Annotated in this window: 17 protein-coding genes and 1 riboswitch; of the genes, 3 read left to right on the forward strand and 14 right to left on the reverse strand. The window is 28.9% G+C overall.

Annotated elements, in window-relative coordinates:
- Positions 1–27: 27 nt before the first annotated feature.
- The 4 genes from ACTG47_RS16085 to nrdE form a co-directional block, all read right to left on the reverse strand.
- On the reverse strand, positions 28–927 hold the full coding sequence (locus ACTG47_RS16085; RefSeq protein ID WP_479925300.1) for a helix-turn-helix transcriptional regulator: 900 nt from the start codon (positions 925–927) through the stop codon (positions 28–30).
- Positions 928–990: 63 nt separating this feature from the next.
- The gene (locus ACTG47_RS16090) at positions 991–1,617 is read right to left on the reverse strand and encodes a GyrI-like domain-containing protein (protein WP_479925301.1); all 627 of its coding nucleotides are present in this window, start codon (positions 1,615–1,617) and stop codon (positions 991–993) included.
- Positions 1,618–1,696: 79 nt separating this feature from the next.
- Positions 1,697–2,668, reverse strand: coding sequence for a class 1b ribonucleoside-diphosphate reductase subunit beta (gene nrdF, locus ACTG47_RS16095; RefSeq protein WP_479925302.1), 972 nt, complete (start codon positions 2,666–2,668; stop codon positions 1,697–1,699).
- 12 nt (positions 2,669–2,680) lie between these two features.
- The gene (nrdE, locus tag ACTG47_RS16100; protein ID WP_479925303.1) at positions 2,681–4,780 is read right to left on the reverse strand and encodes a class 1b ribonucleoside-diphosphate reductase subunit alpha; all 2,100 of its coding nucleotides are present in this window, start codon (positions 4,778–4,780) and stop codon (positions 2,681–2,683) included.
- Between the two features lie 447 nt (positions 4,781–5,227).
- Here nrdE and ACTG47_RS16105 point away from each other — a divergent pair, with 447 nt between their 5' ends.
- Positions 5,228–5,953, forward strand: coding sequence for a pentapeptide repeat-containing protein (locus tag ACTG47_RS16105; protein ID WP_169465287.1), 726 nt, complete (start codon positions 5,228–5,230; stop codon positions 5,951–5,953).
- A gap of 127 nt (positions 5,954–6,080) precedes the next feature.
- On the opposite strand, the gene ACTG47_RS16110 is transcribed toward ACTG47_RS16105, so the two are convergent.
- From ACTG47_RS16110 to ACTG47_RS16145, 8 genes are all read right to left on the reverse strand, one after another.
- Positions 6,081–7,277 (reverse strand): ABC transporter ATP-binding protein, encoded by a 1,197-nt coding sequence (locus ACTG47_RS16110; protein WP_479925304.1) that lies wholly within the window; start codon positions 7,275–7,277, stop codon positions 6,081–6,083.
- Positions 7,278–7,279: 2 nt separating this feature from the next.
- A complete protein-coding gene (locus tag ACTG47_RS16115; RefSeq protein WP_479925305.1) occupies positions 7,280–8,305 on the reverse strand; it encodes a FecCD family ABC transporter permease in 1,026 nt (341 codons plus the stop codon).
- Between the two features lie 72 nt (positions 8,306–8,377).
- Positions 8,378–9,508 (reverse strand): ABC transporter substrate-binding protein, encoded by a 1,131-nt coding sequence (locus tag ACTG47_RS16120; RefSeq protein ID WP_479925306.1) that lies wholly within the window; start codon positions 9,506–9,508, stop codon positions 8,378–8,380.
- Between the two features lie 227 nt (positions 9,509–9,735).
- Positions 9,736–9,918: riboswitch (cobalamin riboswitch) on the reverse strand.
- A gap of 135 nt (positions 9,919–10,053) precedes the next feature.
- A complete protein-coding gene (locus tag ACTG47_RS16125) occupies positions 10,054–10,947 on the reverse strand; it encodes a dihydrodipicolinate synthase family protein (protein ID WP_479925307.1) in 894 nt (297 codons plus the stop codon).
- An 81-nt stretch (positions 10,948–11,028) separates the two neighbouring features.
- Positions 11,029–11,931, reverse strand: a complete 903-nt coding sequence (locus tag ACTG47_RS16130; protein ID WP_479925308.1) for a fumarylacetoacetate hydrolase family protein — start codon at positions 11,929–11,931, stop codon at positions 11,029–11,031.
- A gap of 49 nt (positions 11,932–11,980) precedes the next feature.
- The gene (locus tag ACTG47_RS16135; RefSeq protein ID WP_169465299.1) at positions 11,981–13,141 is read right to left on the reverse strand and encodes a UxaA family hydrolase; all 1,161 of its coding nucleotides are present in this window, start codon (positions 13,139–13,141) and stop codon (positions 11,981–11,983) included.
- A 151-nt stretch (positions 13,142–13,292) separates the two neighbouring features.
- Positions 13,293–13,598 (reverse strand): UxaA family hydrolase, encoded by a 306-nt coding sequence (locus tag ACTG47_RS16140; protein WP_479925309.1) that lies wholly within the window; start codon positions 13,596–13,598, stop codon positions 13,293–13,295.
- A gap of 92 nt (positions 13,599–13,690) precedes the next feature.
- Positions 13,691–14,665, reverse strand: coding sequence for a 2-keto-3-deoxygluconate permease (locus ACTG47_RS16145; RefSeq protein ID WP_169465303.1), 975 nt, complete (start codon positions 14,663–14,665; stop codon positions 13,691–13,693).
- A gap of 592 nt (positions 14,666–15,257) precedes the next feature.
- On the opposite strand from ACTG47_RS16145, the gene ACTG47_RS16150 reads away from it, so the two are divergent.
- Positions 15,258–16,034, forward strand: a complete 777-nt coding sequence (locus ACTG47_RS16150; RefSeq protein ID WP_479925310.1) for an IclR family transcriptional regulator — start codon at positions 15,258–15,260, stop codon at positions 16,032–16,034.
- 333 nt (positions 16,035–16,367) lie between these two features.
- A complete protein-coding gene (locus tag ACTG47_RS16155; protein WP_479925311.1) occupies positions 16,368–17,513 on the forward strand; it encodes an iron-containing alcohol dehydrogenase in 1,146 nt (381 codons plus the stop codon).
- Between the two features lie 178 nt (positions 17,514–17,691).
- On the opposite strand, the gene ACTG47_RS16160 is transcribed toward ACTG47_RS16155, so the two are convergent.
- Together ACTG47_RS16160 and ACTG47_RS16165 are read right to left on the reverse strand one after the other, a co-directional pair.
- A complete protein-coding gene (locus ACTG47_RS16160) occupies positions 17,692–18,543 on the reverse strand; it encodes a L,D-transpeptidase family protein (RefSeq protein WP_479925312.1) in 852 nt (283 codons plus the stop codon).
- 136 nt (positions 18,544–18,679) lie between these two features.
- On the reverse strand, positions 18,680–19,393 hold the full coding sequence (locus ACTG47_RS16165) for a DUF434 domain-containing protein (RefSeq protein ID WP_479925313.1): 714 nt from the start codon (positions 19,391–19,393) through the stop codon (positions 18,680–18,682).
- Positions 19,394–19,620 lie beyond the last annotated feature (227 nt).

The following is a 19,620-nucleotide window of genomic DNA, read 5'->3' on the forward strand; positions in this document are numbered from 1 at the left end:
CTAAACAGACTTCACCTTTTACAATCTTTATAAATATTTCATTTTAACATCATCTATAATTTGCAAAATTTTATTTCTAATATCTATTGGTTCCAATACTTCAATGTTGTTTCCAAAAGAAAGTATATATCCATAAATCCAATCATTTTTTGGATACTTTACTGTTACAACAAAATCTCCATCATTATCATGCAATATATTATCAATATCAAATTCATCATACACTCTATAGCCTACATTTTTAGAAATTTTCAACTTTAAAGTAACACTTTCATTCTCATATTCTTTTATCTCTCCAACTTCAATTGGTATACTCCTTATAAAGGTCTGTTCACAAACACATATATTTCTCATCCTTACAATCTTAAAAATTCTATAATCACTTTTTTGACGACAATAAGCTTTGATATACCAAGACTTCTCTTTAAACCAAAGCATAAGTGGTTCCACACAACGCTTTGTTACTTTTCCATAAGTATTTATATACTCAAAAGTTATAATATTGCAATCTAAAATGGCCGATTTTATTTTTATAAATTTATCTTTCTCTATATCATTGCTACCCCAATGAGAAAAATCTACAGTTATCCAGTTTATATCTGGCTTACAAAATAAAGGTCTAAGTTTTGATAAAGTTGAATCAACCTCTGGATATTTAATCATATTTAAACTTTCTAATGATGCTAGAATTTCTTTCTGCTCTTTCTCAGATAAAATGGACTTATCAAAAGTAAAATTATCCAAAATACCTATACCCCCATTTCTACCTTTGTCAGTATAAATTGGAATACCAGAAGCTGACAGTATTTCAACATCTCTACAAATAGTTCTCCTAGATACTTCAAAGTGTTCAGCTAATTCTGTTGCAGTTACTTTTTTCTTATCTAAAAGGATATAAATAATTTCAAACAATCTATTACTTTTCATATAATCACCTCATTACTTTATTATAGTATAACAATAAAGCAATATAATACCACAATAGAACACTTATATTTCTCTTTTTGCCTCAAAACGCAAAACAGTTTTTAATGAATCAGGCGATACTTTTCTAGCATCACTTATGTAAATTTCACGATGTATATTAGATTTTCTTATAAGATTATTTCTTTTACAAAATTCACTCATAATATCAAAACTTTCTGGTTCATTATCATATGAACCTACATGAAGCATTTGGACGCACAATCCTTCATTCATAGACTCAAACCTAACTTTTTCAAGAAGATTATGTGGCTTCTTCTTTTTTACTATATCAATAGCTTTATCCAACAAGTCCTGTGTAACAAAATCTGGCTGACGTATCATCATAGTATAAATTAAATCTTCTTTAATAAGTATATCTGAACATTTGCTTTTTTCTCCTTTATCCCATATAGCTTCTAAGGGAAAAACAGTATAATCAAAATATCCTTCTGGCACAATTCCCTTCTTAGGCATAGTTTTTATTGCATATGCCAAAGAATAAAGCACTCCTATTGCTTCAGTAAATTCTTTATCATTTGGGTCTCCACCACCTCTTAACATGATAAATTTTTGCTCTGGTACTTCAACCACTATAGGATTCTCTTTAGGTAAGTATAGTTCTTTGTCTTTTTTTCTCCATTCATATTTCATAAAAAATACCTCCGTATATATATTTTATACATTGATATTATCATGGTAAAAGTGACAACAGTGTGTCACAATTTATACATTATATTATAAAATCTTCATCTTCTAATTCCTCATATACTCCTTTTTGGTATCCATTCCCCTTCGTTGAAAAGAAATCATGTGTTTTAGTTTCCGTACTAAGACCATTCAATACAATTGGATTGATAGCATCTACAGTATATAATTTCTCAAATCCTAGATTTTCTAAAGCCCTATTTGCATTATATTTTAAAAAGTTTACAACCTCTTTCTCAAGTCCACTTTCTTTATATATAACATTTGTATATTCTATTTCATTATCCATGAGGCTGTTAAGTATAGAGTACATATTCTCTTCTAATTTATTTTTCTCAATTTCATCAAATTCGTCGTATATTTCTTGTGCAAGCAATCCTATATACTTACCATGCAAAGACTCATCTCTAAGAATAAGTGATATTATTTCTCCACTAGCAACCATCTTTCCTTGACCAGATAGATATAGTGGATAAAAGAACCCTGAATAAAACAAGAAACTCTCCAAAAATACGCTTGTAACCATTGATAAATACAAGCCCTTTTGATTTGTAGTATTCTCATATTGAGCTAAAACTAAATCAGCCTTTTTTTGTAAAGTTGGTTCTGTCTCTATCCACTCAAACAACTCATCTATTTCCGAATTAGAAAGTAAAGTCATAAATATAGAGGAATAGCTTTTGGCATGTATTTCTTCCATAGTCCCCATAAAAGATAAGACAGCCTTTCTTTGCAGATTTTCTGTTAAACTCATCATTGATGGTATTCCATTATTCCCTTGTTTTGTATCCAATAATGTTAAACCACCCAATACTTTTTTATATAATTCCTTTTCCTTATCACTTAGTTCATTCCATACCTTGATATCCTTAGAAACAGATATTTCTTCAGGCAGCCAAAATTGTTTTACATTTTGTTCCCAAAAAGCCTGTGTAAATCCATCTTCTTCTCTATTCCAGTTAACTGCATTATGTATTTTATGTAAATTAAATGTCATATATTTCTCTCCCTATACTGAACATACTAAACACTCATGAGTGTCTCTTGTCATCTTTGTTCTTGTGTAATATAAACTTTTCAGACCTTTTTTATATGCATATATGTAATGTCTAGCTATGTCTCTAGTTGTCTTTTCATCTGTGACAAACAGTGTTGTTGATATGCCTTGGTCAACATGATTTTGAACTGTTGCTACTAAATCTATTACTTTTCTCATATCCATCCTGTATGCTGATTGATAATATAATATATTGTCATTTGTTAAAAATGGCATCGGATATATTGTAGTAGAATCTCCATATGTTCTTACTTCTACTGGTTCAGTAATTGGCATTATACTTGATGTAGCATTTTGCACATAACTAATACTTTGGGTTGGTGCTATCGCCATCAAATAAGCATTATAGATGCCTTTTTCTTTTACTTCATCTAACAAACTTGCCCAATCTTCTTTAGTTGGTATATGGATACCTTCAAATAATGACCTTACCTTCTCTGACTTTGGTAAATAAGATTGCTCATAGTATTTTGATAGTACTTTGCTTTTTCTACCTTTAGCATATTCTGATTTATTAAAGCCTTCAAAAGTTTGATTTTTTTCTATAGCTATTTTCATTGATGCTTTAATTGAGTAATATCTAATCATTGCAAAAAATACATTAGAAAACTCTATGGCATCCTCTGAAGTATATAAGATATTTTCTCTTACTAAATATCCATGTAAATTCATAGCTCCCAATCCTATAGAGTGAGACTTACTATTGCTATTACTAACTGTTGGTACTGGTTTTATATCTGTGCTATCTGCTACAAATGACAATGCCCTTATTGCTGTCTCAACTGTACTTTCTATAGTTTTATTATCCATAACATTAGCTATATTTAAAGAACCAAGGTTACAACTTATATCTTGTCCCCACTCATTTTTACCCCCATAACCTTCTATTTGTGAAGGTGTCTGATATTGGAATATCTCGCAACATAAGTTAGACATCTTGACCATTCCAACATCTCTTAATGTATGTTCCTTATTTGCTATGTCTATGTATACTACATATGGATATCCACTTTCTTGTTGCATCTGTGCTATTTTAGTCAGCATTTGTCTAGGATTTATTTCTTTTTTTCTTATATCCTTATCATTAACCAACTTTTCGTACCACTCATTCATTTCTATCTCATCAAGATAAACTCCATACTTCTTGTAAACAGTGTGAGGATAAAATGCATATGCAATCTCATTTTTTTCTGCTAATTCCATAAACTTATCGGGTATTATAGCTCCTAGTGATAATGTAGCAAGTCTTATTTTCTCATCAGCATTTATCTTTTTTGTATCCATCAGCAATTCAAAATCAGGATGAAATACAGTAAGATAAACTGCTCCAGAACCCTGTCTAGCTCCCATTTGATTAAAATAACTAAAGGATTGCTCCAGCATCTTTGCTACACCAACAACTCCTCCAGCTGCTCCTTCTATATCTTTGATTGATTCACCTGATGCTCTAAGTTTGGATAAATTTAGTGCAACTCCTCCACCAATCTTTGATAAATGATTTGATGAAGATATAGCATATGATATACCTTCTGTACTATCTTCTACAGATAATAAGAAACATGATACCATCTCTCCAGCTCTTTTTCTTCCAGCATTTAAAAATGTTGGGGTAGCTGGTTGAAACTCTTGTTTTACTATTTTTTCTGTAAGACTTAGAGCCAAGCTTTCATTACCATTTCCCAATGTCAAAGCTACAATTAATACTTTCTCATTATATGTTTCTAATATTTCTTTTCCATCATTACTTTTTAATGCATAATTTTGGTAAAACTTGTTTGCACTCATATATGATTGAAATTTAAACTGGTACTCCTCAATAAACTTATATACCATTTTGATAAAATCCATACTGTATTTATTTATTACTTCTTCTGAATAATAACCTTCATCTATTAAGTACTTTAATCTTTCTTCCAAATCTTTAAATTTTTTCAACTTTGGTTTTATAAATTCTTCTATGTAACTACTTAAGGCTTCTTTGTCCTTTTCTAATTGATACTTACCTTGTTCATTTTTAATTATCACTTGATTGTTAAGCTCTATCCAATTCATTATTTACCGTCCTTTTAACATAATCTTGTGCTATAATTTCATTTAATTTGCTTATTATTCCACTTAATCCTTACCAGTTTAAATTTTATAAATAGCATATAACCTCATAAATATAATATGTATTTTTTAAAAATAAAAGCACTACATATAGTCAGCGCTTTATCTATTATATACTACATATAGTATATACACAAATTTTTTTATATCTAAACTTTTATTATTCTTTTGCTTATATTATATTTGTTTTCAAGAAATTCTAACTAATTTAACATAAAATTAATTTAGATATTCTTCATATAGTATTTTTATTTCTTGTGTTGAGATTTTAATAATATATTAAGTATTTTATACAATAATTAGGAGTTTTTCATTTATTGTTATATAATTATATATATAGTTATTTTGCTATTATTAAGGTATAAAAATAAATTCATGAAGGTGATTTTTATGAGAGATATTTCTAAATATGAACTTGAAAAAATACTTGAAAAACATTATCTATGGCTTAAAAACAACAATGATGGAGAAAGAGCAGATTTAAGAGAAGTAAAATTAGAAAATATGGATTTAAAGGGATACTGCTTAAGTAATATTGATTTTTCATGGTCTGACCTTATTAATTTAAATTTAGAAAAAGCAGATTTAGAAAATTCTAGCTTTAGTAATTCTTATTTTTCAAATTGTTCATTAAAAAATTCTATATTAAAAAAAGCAGACCTAAGTGGAGCTAATTTCAGATTTTGTGATTTATCTAACTCAGATATTAGAGGAACTAATTTAGAAAATTCCAATTTAGAATATGCTACTTTGGATGGATTAATATCAGATGAAAGTACACGTTTCTTTAAATTGTACTGTCCTGAAAAAGGAGCATTTATAGGTTATAAAAAATGTTTTAATTTTAGAATGGTACAATTATTAATCCCAAGTGATGCAAAAAGAGTATCTGCTACATCAAATGCCTGTAGATGTGACAAAGCAAAAGTACTCTCAATTACAAGTATAGATGGTAAAGAATCTTTTAAAAGTGCTCGTGCATATGCTGATGAAAATTTCATATATCGAGTGGGGGAAACGATTATAGCTAAAGAATTTAATGAAAATAGATGGCAAGAATCAACTACAGGAATTCACTTTTTTCTAACTAGAGAAGAAGCTATTGGCTATTTATAAATGAATACCTTTTATAGTATATAGAACAATTAAATAATAAAAAAAGAGTATCCTTAATAATATTTGAAAATTATTAAGATACTCTTTTATACACTTTGTAGTTTACAATTACATTTTATTTTATAATCTATAGCAAATTATCTATACTGATACTATCCATAACTTTTGAAACTTTATCTATATATTCTATATTATTACTCAACTCATTATAATATTTCTTACTCTCATCTATGTTCCTAAATGAATAAACTTTTTTATCCAATTTTAAAGCCTCTTTTATAATATCTAGGTTTCTTTTATTTGTTTCTCCTACACTAAACCCTGTGTCTATTATAACCTTAGACTCATTTAAATTTCTAATAGCCAAATCGAAACTCTCATCACTTATTGGCTCAAATGGCTTTTCTGTAAACATCTTTATTCCCATAGTTCTACCAATTTCATAATCAATATCATTTTCATGTATTACTCCAGAATATAGACCTATTCCTTTTTTAGTAAAAGCTCTATAAATTGGTGTAGCTTTACCTCCACCACCAATTATAAAAACTTCATTTTTAGATTTATTACTAATTTCTACTGCACCTAAGAGACTATTAAAATTTTTATCATCCAATTCATAAAGTGAATTTATAATATCTTCATCCACTACATCTTCAGGCTGTCCATAAGCTATGACTTTATTGTTCTTTATAAGAGCAACTTTATCACAACTTTTTAATGCTATATCTATTTCATGTAATGAAAGTATTACAGAAATTGATTTTTCCTTACTTAATTTTTTTAGTATATTTATAAGCTCTAACCTATGTTTTATATCTAAGTGAGTTGTAGGTTCATCCAATATAATTATTTCTGGCTCTTGAACTAAAGCTCTTGCAACTAATACTTTTTGTTTCTCTCCGTCACTTAGTTCATCAAAATATCTTTTTTTTAAGTGCAGTGCATCTACAGATTCTAATGCTTCATCTACCAGTATTAAATCTTTTTTAGATAAGCTACCAAAAAATCCTGTATATGGATACCTTCCTATATTAACTATATCTTGTACAGTCATTAAATCGCCTAATAATCTATTTGTAAGTACTAAAGCCATTTTTTTCGATAATGCCTTTCTTGATATATGATTTACATCTATGTCATTTAAATATATATCCCCTTTTATTGGCGTTATAAGTTTAGATAAAGACCTTAATATAGTAGTTTTTCCAGCACCATTACTTCCTAAAAGACATAATATTTCTCCATTTTTTACCTCTATATTTATATCACTCACAACTACTCTTTTATTATATCCTACACTTAAATTATTAGTTTTCAACATATCTAAGACCTGTCCTTCCTTCTCATCAATAGGATTACTACAATTGGTGCACCTAATAAAGATGTTATTGTACTTATTGGTAACTCCACTGGTGATAAAATTACTCTTGATATTAAATCACAAAGAGCTGTAACTATACTTCCTAAAAAGATTACCACTGGTATCAATACTCTATTGTCTGATGTCTTAAATATCAATTTCGAAATTTGTGGTACTGCAAGTCCAATAAATCCTATAGGACCTGCAAATGCTGATACTACTGCAGCTAGTATACTAGATATAAATACTACCAAAACTCTAAAAAATTTTATATTTATACCAATACTTTTAGCGTACTCTTCTCCTAATAAAAAAGCATTTAGAGGTTTTATTATAAATATACTCATTAAAAGACCTAACACACCAATCAATATAAGTATCTCTACTTTCTCCCAAGTAAATCCAGAAAAACTTCCCATAGACCAAACAGTAAATTCCTTTAATTTTTCGCTATTTGCAAATGATTGTAGTACATTAGTTATACCACTACACACATATCCGGTCATAATTCCTATTATTAAAAGAGTTGTTATATTCTTTACCTTACTTGCAAATAAAATTACAACAGACATTACAATCAAAGCTCCTATAAATGCTGCCACAAATATACTCATTGAAGTTACATTTTCGAACCCTAATGTATATCCACCCAAAAGCATAAGTGCTACTGATAAGGTAGAACCTGAAGATACACCTAATATATATGGTTCAACTATTGGATTCTTAAAAAATATCTGTAGTAAGATTCCTGATACTGCTAAACAAGCTCCACCCATCATGGTTGCAAGTACTCTTGGAATCCTTATATTGTATATTATTTTATAATGTTCTGTATTGTCCATACCTCTTAATACAACATCTATTATTTCTTTAAACTCAATTTTTACAGAGCCAAATGCTACACACACTAAAAAAGTAAGTATCATACCTATAATTAGTCCTATAAATATTGTAGTATTCTTTATTCTCATTTTATTGATAAAATCCATTTATATACCCCTCTTAACAAATCTATATTAACTAAAATCCATAAAACTCATCTTTTAGTGTCGTATTCTATATTATTTATCATAATTTATATAATGCTTAATTTTTTCGTCTGTAGTCCCTGGATGAAACATCTCAACTAAATCTACTATTAATTCATCTGTCTTATCTACTGATTGATAATAATCTGGTGCAAACACCCATAAGTTACCATTTTTCACAACATCCAAATCAGCCAATATAGGTGCACTAGATTTTATAGAATCTAAGTTTGGTGCATAATCTGAACTTGATGAGTATACAAATATATCTGCATCTTTTGCAACTTCATGTAGTTGTTCAATACTCACTCTTCCTTCATTTGAATCTATTGAAGCACATGCATTTATTCCACCAGCCATTCTTATCATATTATCTACATATGAATCTTTAGGTGCTACATAAGCATTTCCTTCATATACAGATGCCCATACTACCTTAGGCTTGCTTTTGTTTTTTATTTTTTTGCTTACTTCTTCTACCTTTTGCACTGTTTTATTCAACTCACTAGTTGCTATATCTTCTTTATCATAAAATGCAGCTATTAAACTTGTCCACTCCATTCTTCCAAATGGGTTTTGCTCTTTATATTCATTATCTACAACATAATTAAGTCCTAATTCTTTTAGTTTATCAATAAATTTTGTATCAGCTTCTGACAAGCCACTACTCACTATAGTCAAATCAGGATTTAAGTCTACTATTTTTTCATAATCTGGTGCTAAGTTTGAACCAACATAATGTATCTTTCCATCCTTCATTAAATCTTTAATTTCTTTAATAGTCCAATACTGTTCTTCTGTTGTTACTGCTTTTATACTATCTAACTCACCTATTGTTCTTAGAGAGCAAGCTTGTGTTGTAGATGCTATTAAGACATTATCTACAGGTGTTCTAACTATATTAGCATTTTTATATTTTTCAGGAATTTCAATTTTTTTAGGTATTAAAATTAGTTCTCTTTTATCTCCATCAGTTACTTTTTTAATTCCATCCTCCAAATCCTCAACACTAAATCCACTTGCATATTTTAATTCTAACTTCTTACCACTACTAACTTGTGCATTATCTTTATCATTTTTACTACATCCTATAAGACCTCCTACTAAAAAAACTATCATGATAATTAGAAAAAATTGCTTTAAAACATTTACTTTACATTTCATCTCTTTCACTCCAATATTTTATTTTTATAAGTGGTTAAAAACTTTAATAACATACATTTTTAAAATATTTCTTATTAAAACTATATTAAAGTCATCTTTAATAATTATAACCGTTTAATAAAATAAAAAACTTCTCCTAATTTAGAAAGGAGAAGTTTATATATCAACTTTACAAAAAATGAATTGATATTTCATTTTATTATAAATTACAATTTCCACCCTAAATTGCACCTATGTAATACTGGGCAGGTCTCCTGACTCACGGCTTTTCCTCTATCACCCTTCCCAAAATTTAATATAAATCTCAGTGGATTTTGATTTCGTATCCGTATACAGTAGCGGGGGCTGTAGTGAATTTACATCACTTTCCCTATTAAACTAATCTAGTACCCTAATATTATTTAATTTTTATTAAGATAATTGTAGTTTATTGTTGGTCACTTTGCAAGGTTGATTTTACATATAAAATAAAGAGTGCTTTAAAATGACTATAAAAATCATTTTAAAGCACTCTTTATTTTTTTGCTATATATCTAATTAAGCAGTTAGCATATATTTAATTCATTCATCAATCTTTTAATCTCACATACTTGATTTTCATTTGGTTTTATAAAAGGTGCAGTCATATAATCACTTACTTGTAATCCTCTTATGTTCATAGCTTTTTTCATTGCTGGTATGAATGGGTTTGTTATTAAATAAAAATCCATTGCTTTGTTGATATATTTTTGAATTTCTATAACCTTGTCCATATCTCTATTATTATAAGCTTCTGCCCATTTTGAGCAAACTTCTGGAATTAAATTTGATAAACCTCCTATACAACCTGCTCCCCCAGACATTACATTATGTATAAAGTTTTCATCATAACCACTGTATATCTTAAAATTTGGGAACTCTGCTTTCATAGTATTTATTAAGTCTCTAGTGTGTCCCATCAAAGTTACTGTATCCTTATAACCAACTATATTTTTATGTTTTTTTACAAGTTTTAATGTAAGTTCTGGACTCAAATCATAACCAGTTCTATCTGGATAATTGTATAGATATATTTCAGCTTCTGTGTTTTTAGCTATTTCACTATAAAACAACTCAATACTGTCATCATCAAGAGAGAAATAGTAAGGACTTATTATCATAACTCCATCAGCTCCACTATTATGCGCATAATTTGAAAGCTCTATAGATTCTTTTATACTCATACGGCTTGTCCCTATAAACACTTTTACTCTCTTATTAACATGACTAATTACTAAGTCTATAAGTTCTTTTTGCATATCCATGGACATATTAAAGAACTCTCCAGTGCTTCCCATTATAACTAGACCATCTACACCGCCATCTATAAGATGTTCGTATACTTTCTTATTTCCTTCTTTATCTAAATTTCCTTTTTCATCAAATATTGTAACCACTGGTGTCAAAAATTCTGCTTTCATAATTTAAACTCCTAAAATTTATTTTAATATGTTCGTTTAATACATTCAGGTTTTGTCTTAACATTAGCTATATTAAAACATTTACTTAATGTAATTTCTTAAAATTCCAATACCTTCAATCTCACATTCAATCACATCTCCACTACTCATGTATCGAGGAGGTGAAAACCCCATACCAACTCCAGAAGGTGTGCCTGTAGCTATAATATCTCCAGCCTCTAAAGTCATACCTTTTGAAAGTTCTGAAACCATGTCTGAAATGTCTGATATGAATAACCTTGTATTAGAATTTTGTCTTTCTTCACCATTTACTCTACTGCATACCTTAAGTTTTATAGGAAAAGAAATGGCACTTTTATGTAAGATACATGGACCTAAAGATGTAAATGTATCTAAACCCTTTCCTCTAAACCATTGAACATGCTCTTTTTGTAACTTTCTAGCAGAAATATCATTTATAACAGTGTATCCAAAGATATAATCTTCGACTTCTTCTTTTTTAATGTTAACACCTGTTTTACCTATTACTACTCCAAGTTCAACTTCATAGTCTAATTGACTATTGATATCAAAATGACCATCTATATCATCTTCTGGACCTATCGCCTTTGTCACACGTTTTGTAAAATAAACTGTTTTTTTGGGTTCTTCAAAGCTATCATCAAAGTGAGTTTGAGTTTCTTCAAGATGGTCCTTATAGTTCACTCCCACACATAAAATATCATGTATAGGTTTTTCTATAGGAACATGTATAGTACATTCTTCTCTTTTAAAAGCATCATAATTGTGGAATTTACCTTCCTTTATAATACTTTTTAGTTTAATAATATCGCTTTTAGATATATTTTTAATTAAATCATTTAAATCCTTAAAAGATTTACTAAGATTTAAGGATTTAATGTCTACAATAAATAATTCATCTTTAGAAAAAATTCCTATCCTTTTACATTCATTTTTTCCTTCAGTAAAACTGACAAACTTCATAATCTCATCCTTTATTAAAATTCTATGTATTCAGTTTTTTACTTAAATCTTATACATAGTTACATACTCTAGCTATTGCCATTTCAGTATATCCAAGAGACTCTGCTTTTGATTGTTTTCCATTTGCTACATCTACAATCATATTTAATAAATCATCTGTTAATTCTTCCATTGTTTGTGGACCATATATGACTGGGCTAGCGTCAAAATCCATATTATCTTCCATATTTGCAAAAGTTATTTTATTTCCAGTTATCTTTATTACTGGAGCTATTGGATTTCCTGATGGAGTTCCTCTACCTGTACTAAATACTACTATCTGAGCTCCTCCTGCAACCATACCAGCAACAGATGAAGCATCATTCCCAGGTGTATCCATTATAACAAGACCTTTTTTATCAATTTGTTTAGCATAATCATATACTTCACTTATTGGTCTATGACCACCTTTATGTATACAACCTAGTGACTTTTCTTCAAGACTTGTTAAACCACCAGCTATATTTCCAGGAGATGGATTTCCTTCTCTTACCTCTTCTCCAACTAATTTTAATGAATTTTCATATCTATGTACTATATGTAATATTTTCTCTTTTACTTCTTCATTTACTGCTCTTCTAGCTAATATATGTTCTGCTCCTATAAACTCAGTAGTTTCACTTAAAATTGATGTTGCTCCTAAATCAACCAACTTATCACTTAATTCACCTATTAGTGGATTTGCTGCTAATCCACTTGTTGGGTCAGACCCTCCACACTCAGTTCCTAGTATAATTTCAGATATTGGAAATTCTTCTTTTCTAAGCAAAGACGCCTCTTGAGCCATTTCTCTAGCATAACGAACTGCCTTTTCTATAGTTTTCAAGGTTCCATGTTCTTCCTGTATTACAAGAGTTTTTATTGGCTTATTTGTTCTCTCTTTTATTGCATCGACTACCAAATCATTCTGACAATTTTCACATCCTAAAGAAACAACTATTACCCCATATACATTTGGATTTGCTGCATATCCAGCCATAACATCCATAGTCAGTTGTTGGTCTGAATTTACTTGTGAACATCCATTTTGATTATTAAAAGTAACTGCCCCTTGAACTTGAGATGCTATTATTCTAGTTGTATCTGATGCACAAACACTAGTAGGCAATACTAATATGTGGTTTCTTATACCAACTCTTCCATCTGGTCTTCTATATCCATAAAATTTCATACTGATTTCCTCCTAAAATAATCTATATACCTTCTGTGATTTTTATATATTATAACTTTTGTTCACTAATCAAATATTTAAAATCATATTTGACAATTATTAAATAGTAAAAAGCAATGAATTTAAATTCTATAAACTTATAAGAATTATTTTATACATTGACCATAGCTTGTTCATCCAAATCTTCTCTGACACTTCTAACATTATGAATATGTACATGTTGACCAATTTTTATTTCCTGATTTGCTTCCCCTATATGCTCTCCATACTTAGTAACTTTATCGCCTTCATCCATATCTTTTATAGCAAGCTTATGATAAATAGTTATATCATCTAGTGCTGTAATCGTTTTTACTGTTTTATCTTTTAATTTAAAACTAATTTCACTATTCTTAGCTATTGCTTCAATAGCTACTGCAACATTATCTTTTTCATCAATTATCACTGCATTTATCATTATTCTTATTCTCCTTTGTAAATAATATAATTTTATTAATATCCTAAAATCTAATTAAAGAGTTTGCTATTTAAACAGTAACTTATGTAATATTAAGCTACTATTGTTCCATCCTCATTTTGTTTTGGAAACTTAGGACATCCATACTTCTTAGCCCACCAACTAGTTATAAGAGGTACTAATATTGCAGTGACAACTACTGCAGCTGCTACTTGAGTTGTTGCTGTTGCAACATATGGTTGCCATGATGGGTCAACTAATGCAACAGCAGCAGGTACTGCAATTGCATTTCCAGCAGTTGTAGCTACAGCCCATCCTGCATATCCTGGGCGTTTTCCTATAAATCTATCACAGAATACTATAAATATACCTCCTACAAACACAGATATTAATCCAAGTAGTACTCCTGATAATCCTCCTTTTAATATACTTGCAAGATTTATACTACTACCTAACGCAAATCCTACAAAAGGCACAAGCAAATTACACCCTGGCTCTAAAAATTCTTTCATTTTTTTATCAAAATTACCTATTATCATACCAACAAGTATTGGTACTATTGCAGCCAATAAAGACAACAAAGGTACATTTGCAAGACCTGAAGTCCCAAGAGCTATTAATGTAAAAAATGGTCCATCATTTAAAGTAAGTAAACTCATAGTTGCACAATCTGTTTCATCTCCATATGAAGTCATCAATGAAAGATATATACTACCATTACTATTTGTAACTGCACTTATAACAGCCAATGTTGTAAGACCAAGTACTCCATCCATTCCAAATAGTTTACCTATAAGGATACCTATTAAAGCACCTATAGCAAATTTTGAACCAAGAAGTATTCCACCCCTTTTTAGAACTTTTGGCATTTCTCTAAATTGAAGTTGAGTTCCCAAGCACACTAGCTGGACCCCAATTATAGTTGCAGACCCAACACTTGAAAATACTGCTGTTGTAAAGGAACCTATTTGTACAATATCTGGGCAAAATGTATTAATGAAAGCTGCTATAAACATTGGAACTATCATCATACCTGCAGGAATTTTTTTAATAAAATCCATTATCATAAAGTTACTCCTCCTAAAACATGATATTTAATTACTCTTATTAAATTTTTAGCTTTAATTCTAACGGCCGTTTCGGTTCGTATTTAAGAACTAAGTTTTTATTTACGAATCTTTGAATTAATGATAGCATTTTCCTTTTTACGAGCCAATAAGAAAAATAAATTTTTGTCAAAATTTTTTCAAATTGTCTGATAATATATTATGTATTATCAAATGGCTTCATTATATGCAAAAACACAAAGCAATAAAAAATATATAATACTCAAACGTACAAAATTATTTAGTTAATTTGAACAATAGGCAAATTATAATGTACAATTCATAATATTTTGATATATCTATACAAAATACAGCTATTAAATAGATTCTCTTAAATTATATAACTAAATATCATCAACTTTCTTTAGGTATATTTTGGAAATTAATATAATTATTAATGTAGAACTATCAAAAAATAGCTGCTAGTCTTTGAATAAAGAACTTCTTTATATACAAATCTACATATTTATTTTCCACATTGTAAAATATCCCATAGTGTGCTAAAATCAACATATTCTAATACTTTAAATTAATAAAAAGAGGGGGGAAATTTATGACTTCAGATAATCATCGCCCAACAGCTAGGATATTAGATATTTTAGAAGCATTAGCTGAATCCGAAAACGGATATACTCTCACTGAAATAGCAGATGCTATTAATGCTCCAAAAAGTAGCATCTTTCCTATAGTTCACACACTTAGTGCTAGAAAATATATTACTATTGATAAGAATACATCCAAATACTCTATAGGGATACGTTCTTACACATTAGGCTCTTCATTTTTTGAAAAGAGAACTATTTTTAATTATGTAATTGAAGAAATGACTAATATAGTTAATTCTTGTTCTGAGACTTGCCAGCTTGGTATACTTGATAACAATGAAGTTCTTTATGTTGGTAAAGTAGATTCTCCAGAACCAATTAGACTTATTTCTTATGTTGGTAAAAAAATACCTGCTAATTGCACAGGTCTTGGAAAAGCTCTTTTATGTGATTTTGATAAGGAAACACTAATAAGTTTATATCCAGATGGTTTAAAAGGATTTACAGAAAAATCAATTACAGATTTTGATGTTTTATATGAGCAACTTCTTGAAGTTAAAAAAACACAAATAGCTTCAGAATGTGAAGAATCAATGCAACACCTAAAATGTTTTGCTGTACCAATAAGAAAAAATGGATGTATAAGAGCTGCTATTAGTGTAACACTACCGCTATTTAGAGCTAATGAAGAAAAAATAGAACTAATAAAAGAGTTACTTTTAAATGCTCAAAAAAATATTCAATCTATGATGGAAGAACGTAATGAAGATATTATAATAAATTAAGTTAATATTTTGTATATGGATATGCTAAAAACCGTAATAATTAAAAATTTTATTTTAAGCTGGCATATTTATTTGATTATACAATAAAAAACAAAGTTACTGATTTAGCTACAGTAGCTTTGTTTTTTTATGGTATTTTTTATTTTTTTGTTGACATGATAAAAATACTATGTTAAATTCTAATCATAATCGTATTTACGAATTAAGTTCTTATATAAGAACCAATGTATCTAAATTAATCTAAGACATAATGTATGATGGGCAAACTTATGGAAGATTATTAGATATATTCCTTACATAAAAATCAATTTAAAATAAAAGGAGATTTTAGTTATGAGCATTTATTATGTCCCACCAATAAATTTACTTGGAAAAGGATGCCTTAGTGAAGCTAAAGATTCTATTAAATCACTTGAAACTAAAAAAGCATTTGTTGTTAGTGATAAATTTCTAGTTTCAAATGGCACTGTAAAAAAGGTAACAGATATTCTATCTCAAATAGGTGTAGATTTTGTTGTTTATGATGAAGTTAAACAAAATCCAACTGTAACCAATGTAAATAAAGGACTTGAAATATTAAAGTCAGAGAATTGTGATTTTGTTATTACTATAGGAGGGGGTTCTCCACAAGACTGTGGTAAGGCCGTTTCTATATTAGCTGCTAATGGAGGGGATATTAGAGATTATGAAGGTGTTAACAAAACTTCTAAAAAATGTCTTCCTATTGTAGCCATAACTACTACTGCTGGTACCTCTGCTGAAGTTACAATAAACTATGTTATAACTGACGAAGAAAGACATGTAAAAATGATAATGGTTGATACCAATTCATTAGCTACAATGACAGTAAATGACCCAGAGTTAATGATTAGTAAACCATCTAATTTAACAGCCGCAACTGGTATGGATGCGTTAACTCATGCTATAGAAGCTATAGTAGCTAATGGAGCTTATGATGTCACAGATTCAACTGCTTTATATTCTATAAAACAGATATTTAAATACCTTCCAAGAGCTGTTAAAAATGGTAATGACATCGAAGCTAGAGAACAAATGTGTTATGCTTGTTTCTTAAATGGAATCGCCTTTAGTAATGCAGGACTTGGGAATGTACATGCCATGGCTCATCAATTAGGAGGTTTATATGATTTACCTCATGGAGTATGTAATGCCATGCTACTTCCAATAGTTGAAGAAGAAAATGCCAAATCTGCTCCTTCTAAATTCCGTTCAATCGCTGAAATTATTGGAATGGATATACATAATAAATCAGATAAAGAGTGTGTTGACTTTGTAATAAATAAAATAAAGACTCTTTCTGAAGAAGTTGGAATACCAAAATCTTTAAAAGATGTAGGTGTTGATAATCCTAATTTTGAGTTACTTGCAGAAAACGCTATGAAAGATGCCTGTGCTGGAGCTAATCCTGTTTTCTTTGATAAAGATAAACTTATAGAACTGTTTATGAAAATATCTTAATTATAACAACCTACCCCATAAATTAATTATATACTTATAAGAGAGTGCCTCAAAATACCTTTATTTTATTACTTGCACTCTCTTACTACACCTTTAAAATCGTAATTCTTATCAAAGACTGACATATACTCTTGTTAATTAAGAATCCTAGCTCTTAATTAACAAATCAAATATTTTATTAATGAATTATGACTGTTGTTGTGTCTGGAATATTATCGTATATCCATTTTGCATTTTCCGTATTTAATCTTATACAACCATGACTGAGAGCTTCACCAAGTCTACCATCTATTATATAGCTACCTGTTGAATCATATAATACAGAATGATAATAATATCCGCCTTTAATTCTAGTAGCATACTTAACCGAATACTCATCTGTTCCAAAAGAAGGTTTTCTTCCACTTATATAAAATGTACCTGTTATAGTTGGAGTTTCAGGTTTCCCTATAGTACATTGCCACTTGTAAAGTTGACCCCAACTTCCATTATCTTTCTTAAAAATATAAGTATACTTATTTCTAAGGTCTGTCACAATTAGATAATCACTCGTACTTTTAATATTATTTTCATTAACAAATTTAGTCATATCAGTATAAAAATACTTATAATCTAACTCATTAGGTTTATTTCCATCAGTTGATAAGAAATAATTAAAAACATATCCTATTTTGTCATCATATACAACTTTACTCCAATCCCCATCTACTTCTAGAACTTCGACCCTAGATTTTTCAGGAATTACTGTAATTATATTTGAAGTTGTAGATTTGTCTTCTCTTAAGTTTAAGTTACTCCAAGTATATTCGCTTACCGATACCAAGTCTTTATATACATATCCTTCTTGAGAATTATACATTACTTTAATCCATTCATCTTCTTCATCTAATACCTCCATTTTTGCTCCTTGAGGTATTACAGTTATAATACTTGAATTTGTAGATTTACCAGACCTCAAGTTTACATTTACTAAAGCATATTTATATATAGGTGCTCTATATTTTTTAATATTTATTTTAGTTAACTTCACACATACCATCCTCTCATATGTCTTTTTACAACATTTTATGAAATTCGATATGTATTCGTTCTCCTATTTTAGAACTTTACTTATATTACTAATATTATTGCTGTATATAAACTTATCTTTTTTCACTTATATTTATCTATTTATTTAAATTTACAATATTACAACCCTCAATATATTCTTCAATTATACCTCTAGTAACATTAAAATAACTTATACATTTATCAACTATGACTGCATCACTACTAACTACTCTATCTAATTTTTCTAATACAACATCTGCATTTTTTACTAGTTCTACTTCAGTTTCAATGCCCCAATTCTTAGCATGCTCCAATATCTTATACTTTAAATTTCCTGAATTAGAAACTGGAGAGTCTAGGTAAAATCTAATTTTTTGTGCATTGTATTTATTAAAAAATTCTCCTATCAACTTTAAAGCTTCTTCTGTTTTATCTATAATCTTATATGTTCCCCTAAGTCCTGCTAAATCTCTTATATTACCATCACTACCTATTACCAGAGTTCCACCAGATAGTGCTACTTCTATAGCTATTATCAAATTAAAACCATCTATATTTATAAGTTCTTCTTTGATTTTATCTAGAGAAAGTCTTTTTGATTGTCTTATTATATTTTTTGCGTCAGTACATACTGCCCTTTTTAGTGCATCTCTTTGTCTTATGGAAAACTGATATCTATCTCCAACGAAAGTAACAACTGGGTCTATTTTATAATCCCTATTTATTAACCATTCTATTTCTTCCTTGGCCTTTATAAGTCTTATTAATTCATTACTAGAAAACCATCTCTTGTCACTTTCATCAAATCCTCTTTTAGACACTTTATTCATATGATTTCACCACCCTATTTTAAACATTGCCATACTACCCTAAGTATGAAAAACTTACTCTTTTAAAATATTTTTTATACTATTATATTATCCATTTAAGTTATCCAATACTTAAATTATACCGTTTAATTCCAGTTTATAATACAAAATAATAAATTCTATAGTACCTTTATAACTTTGCAATACAAAAAGGATACTATTAGTAATTTATTATAGTATCCTTTTTA

Source organism: Clostridioides sp. LIBA-6622 (assembly GCF_056716095.1).

Bases quoted from the DNA above. Each gene is read 5' to 3' on its own strand.
- ACTG47_RS16145 (WP_169465303.1), bottom strand. From the start codon at position 14,665: ATGATAATGGATTTTATTAAAAAAATTCCTGCAGGTATGATGATAGTT.
- nrdE (WP_479925303.1), bottom strand. From the start codon at position 4,780: ATGAATTGGATAGAGCTTAACAATCAAGTGATAATTAAAAATGAACAA.
- ACTG47_RS16135 (WP_169465299.1), bottom strand. From the start codon at position 13,141: ATGAAATTTTATGGATATAGAAGACCAGATGGAAGAGTTGGTATAAGA.
- ACTG47_RS16105 (WP_169465287.1), top strand. From the start codon at position 5,228: ATGAGAGATATTTCTAAATATGAACTTGAAAAAATACTTGAAAAACAT.
- ACTG47_RS16155 (WP_479925311.1), top strand. From the start codon at position 16,368: ATGAGCATTTATTATGTCCCACCAATAAATTTACTTGGAAAAGGATGC.
- ACTG47_RS16165 (WP_479925313.1), bottom strand. From the start codon at position 19,393: ATGAATAAAGTGTCTAAAAGAGGATTTGATGAAAGTGACAAGAGATGG.
- ACTG47_RS16110 (WP_479925304.1), bottom strand. From the start codon at position 7,277: ATGTTGAAAACTAATAATTTAAGTGTAGGATATAATAAAAGAGTAGTT.
- nrdF (WP_479925302.1), bottom strand. From the start codon at position 2,668: ATGACATTTAATTTACATAAAATACATAATGCAGTTAACTGGAATAGA.
- ACTG47_RS16115 (WP_479925305.1), bottom strand. From the start codon at position 8,305: ATGGATTTTATCAATAAAATGAGAATAAAGAATACTACAATATTTATA.
- ACTG47_RS16130 (WP_479925308.1), bottom strand. From the start codon at position 11,931: ATGAAGTTTGTCAGTTTTACTGAAGGAAAAAATGAATGTAAAAGGATA.
- ACTG47_RS16085 (WP_479925300.1), bottom strand. From the start codon at position 927: ATGAAAAGTAATAGATTGTTTGAAATTATTTATATCCTTTTAGATAAG.
- ACTG47_RS16120 (WP_479925306.1), bottom strand. From the start codon at position 9,508: ATGAAATGTAAAGTAAATGTTTTAAAGCAATTTTTTCTAATTATCATG.
- ACTG47_RS16140 (WP_479925309.1), bottom strand. From the start codon at position 13,598: ATGATAAATGCAGTGATAATTGATGAAAAAGATAATGTTGCAGTAGCT.
- ACTG47_RS16150 (WP_479925310.1), top strand. From the start codon at position 15,258: ATGACTTCAGATAATCATCGCCCAACAGCTAGGATATTAGATATTTTA.
- ACTG47_RS16125 (WP_479925307.1), bottom strand. From the start codon at position 10,947: ATGAAAGCAGAATTTTTGACACCAGTGGTTACAATATTTGATGAAAAA.
- ACTG47_RS16090 (WP_479925301.1), bottom strand. From the start codon at position 1,617: ATGAAATATGAATGGAGAAAAAAAGACAAAGAACTATACTTACCTAAA.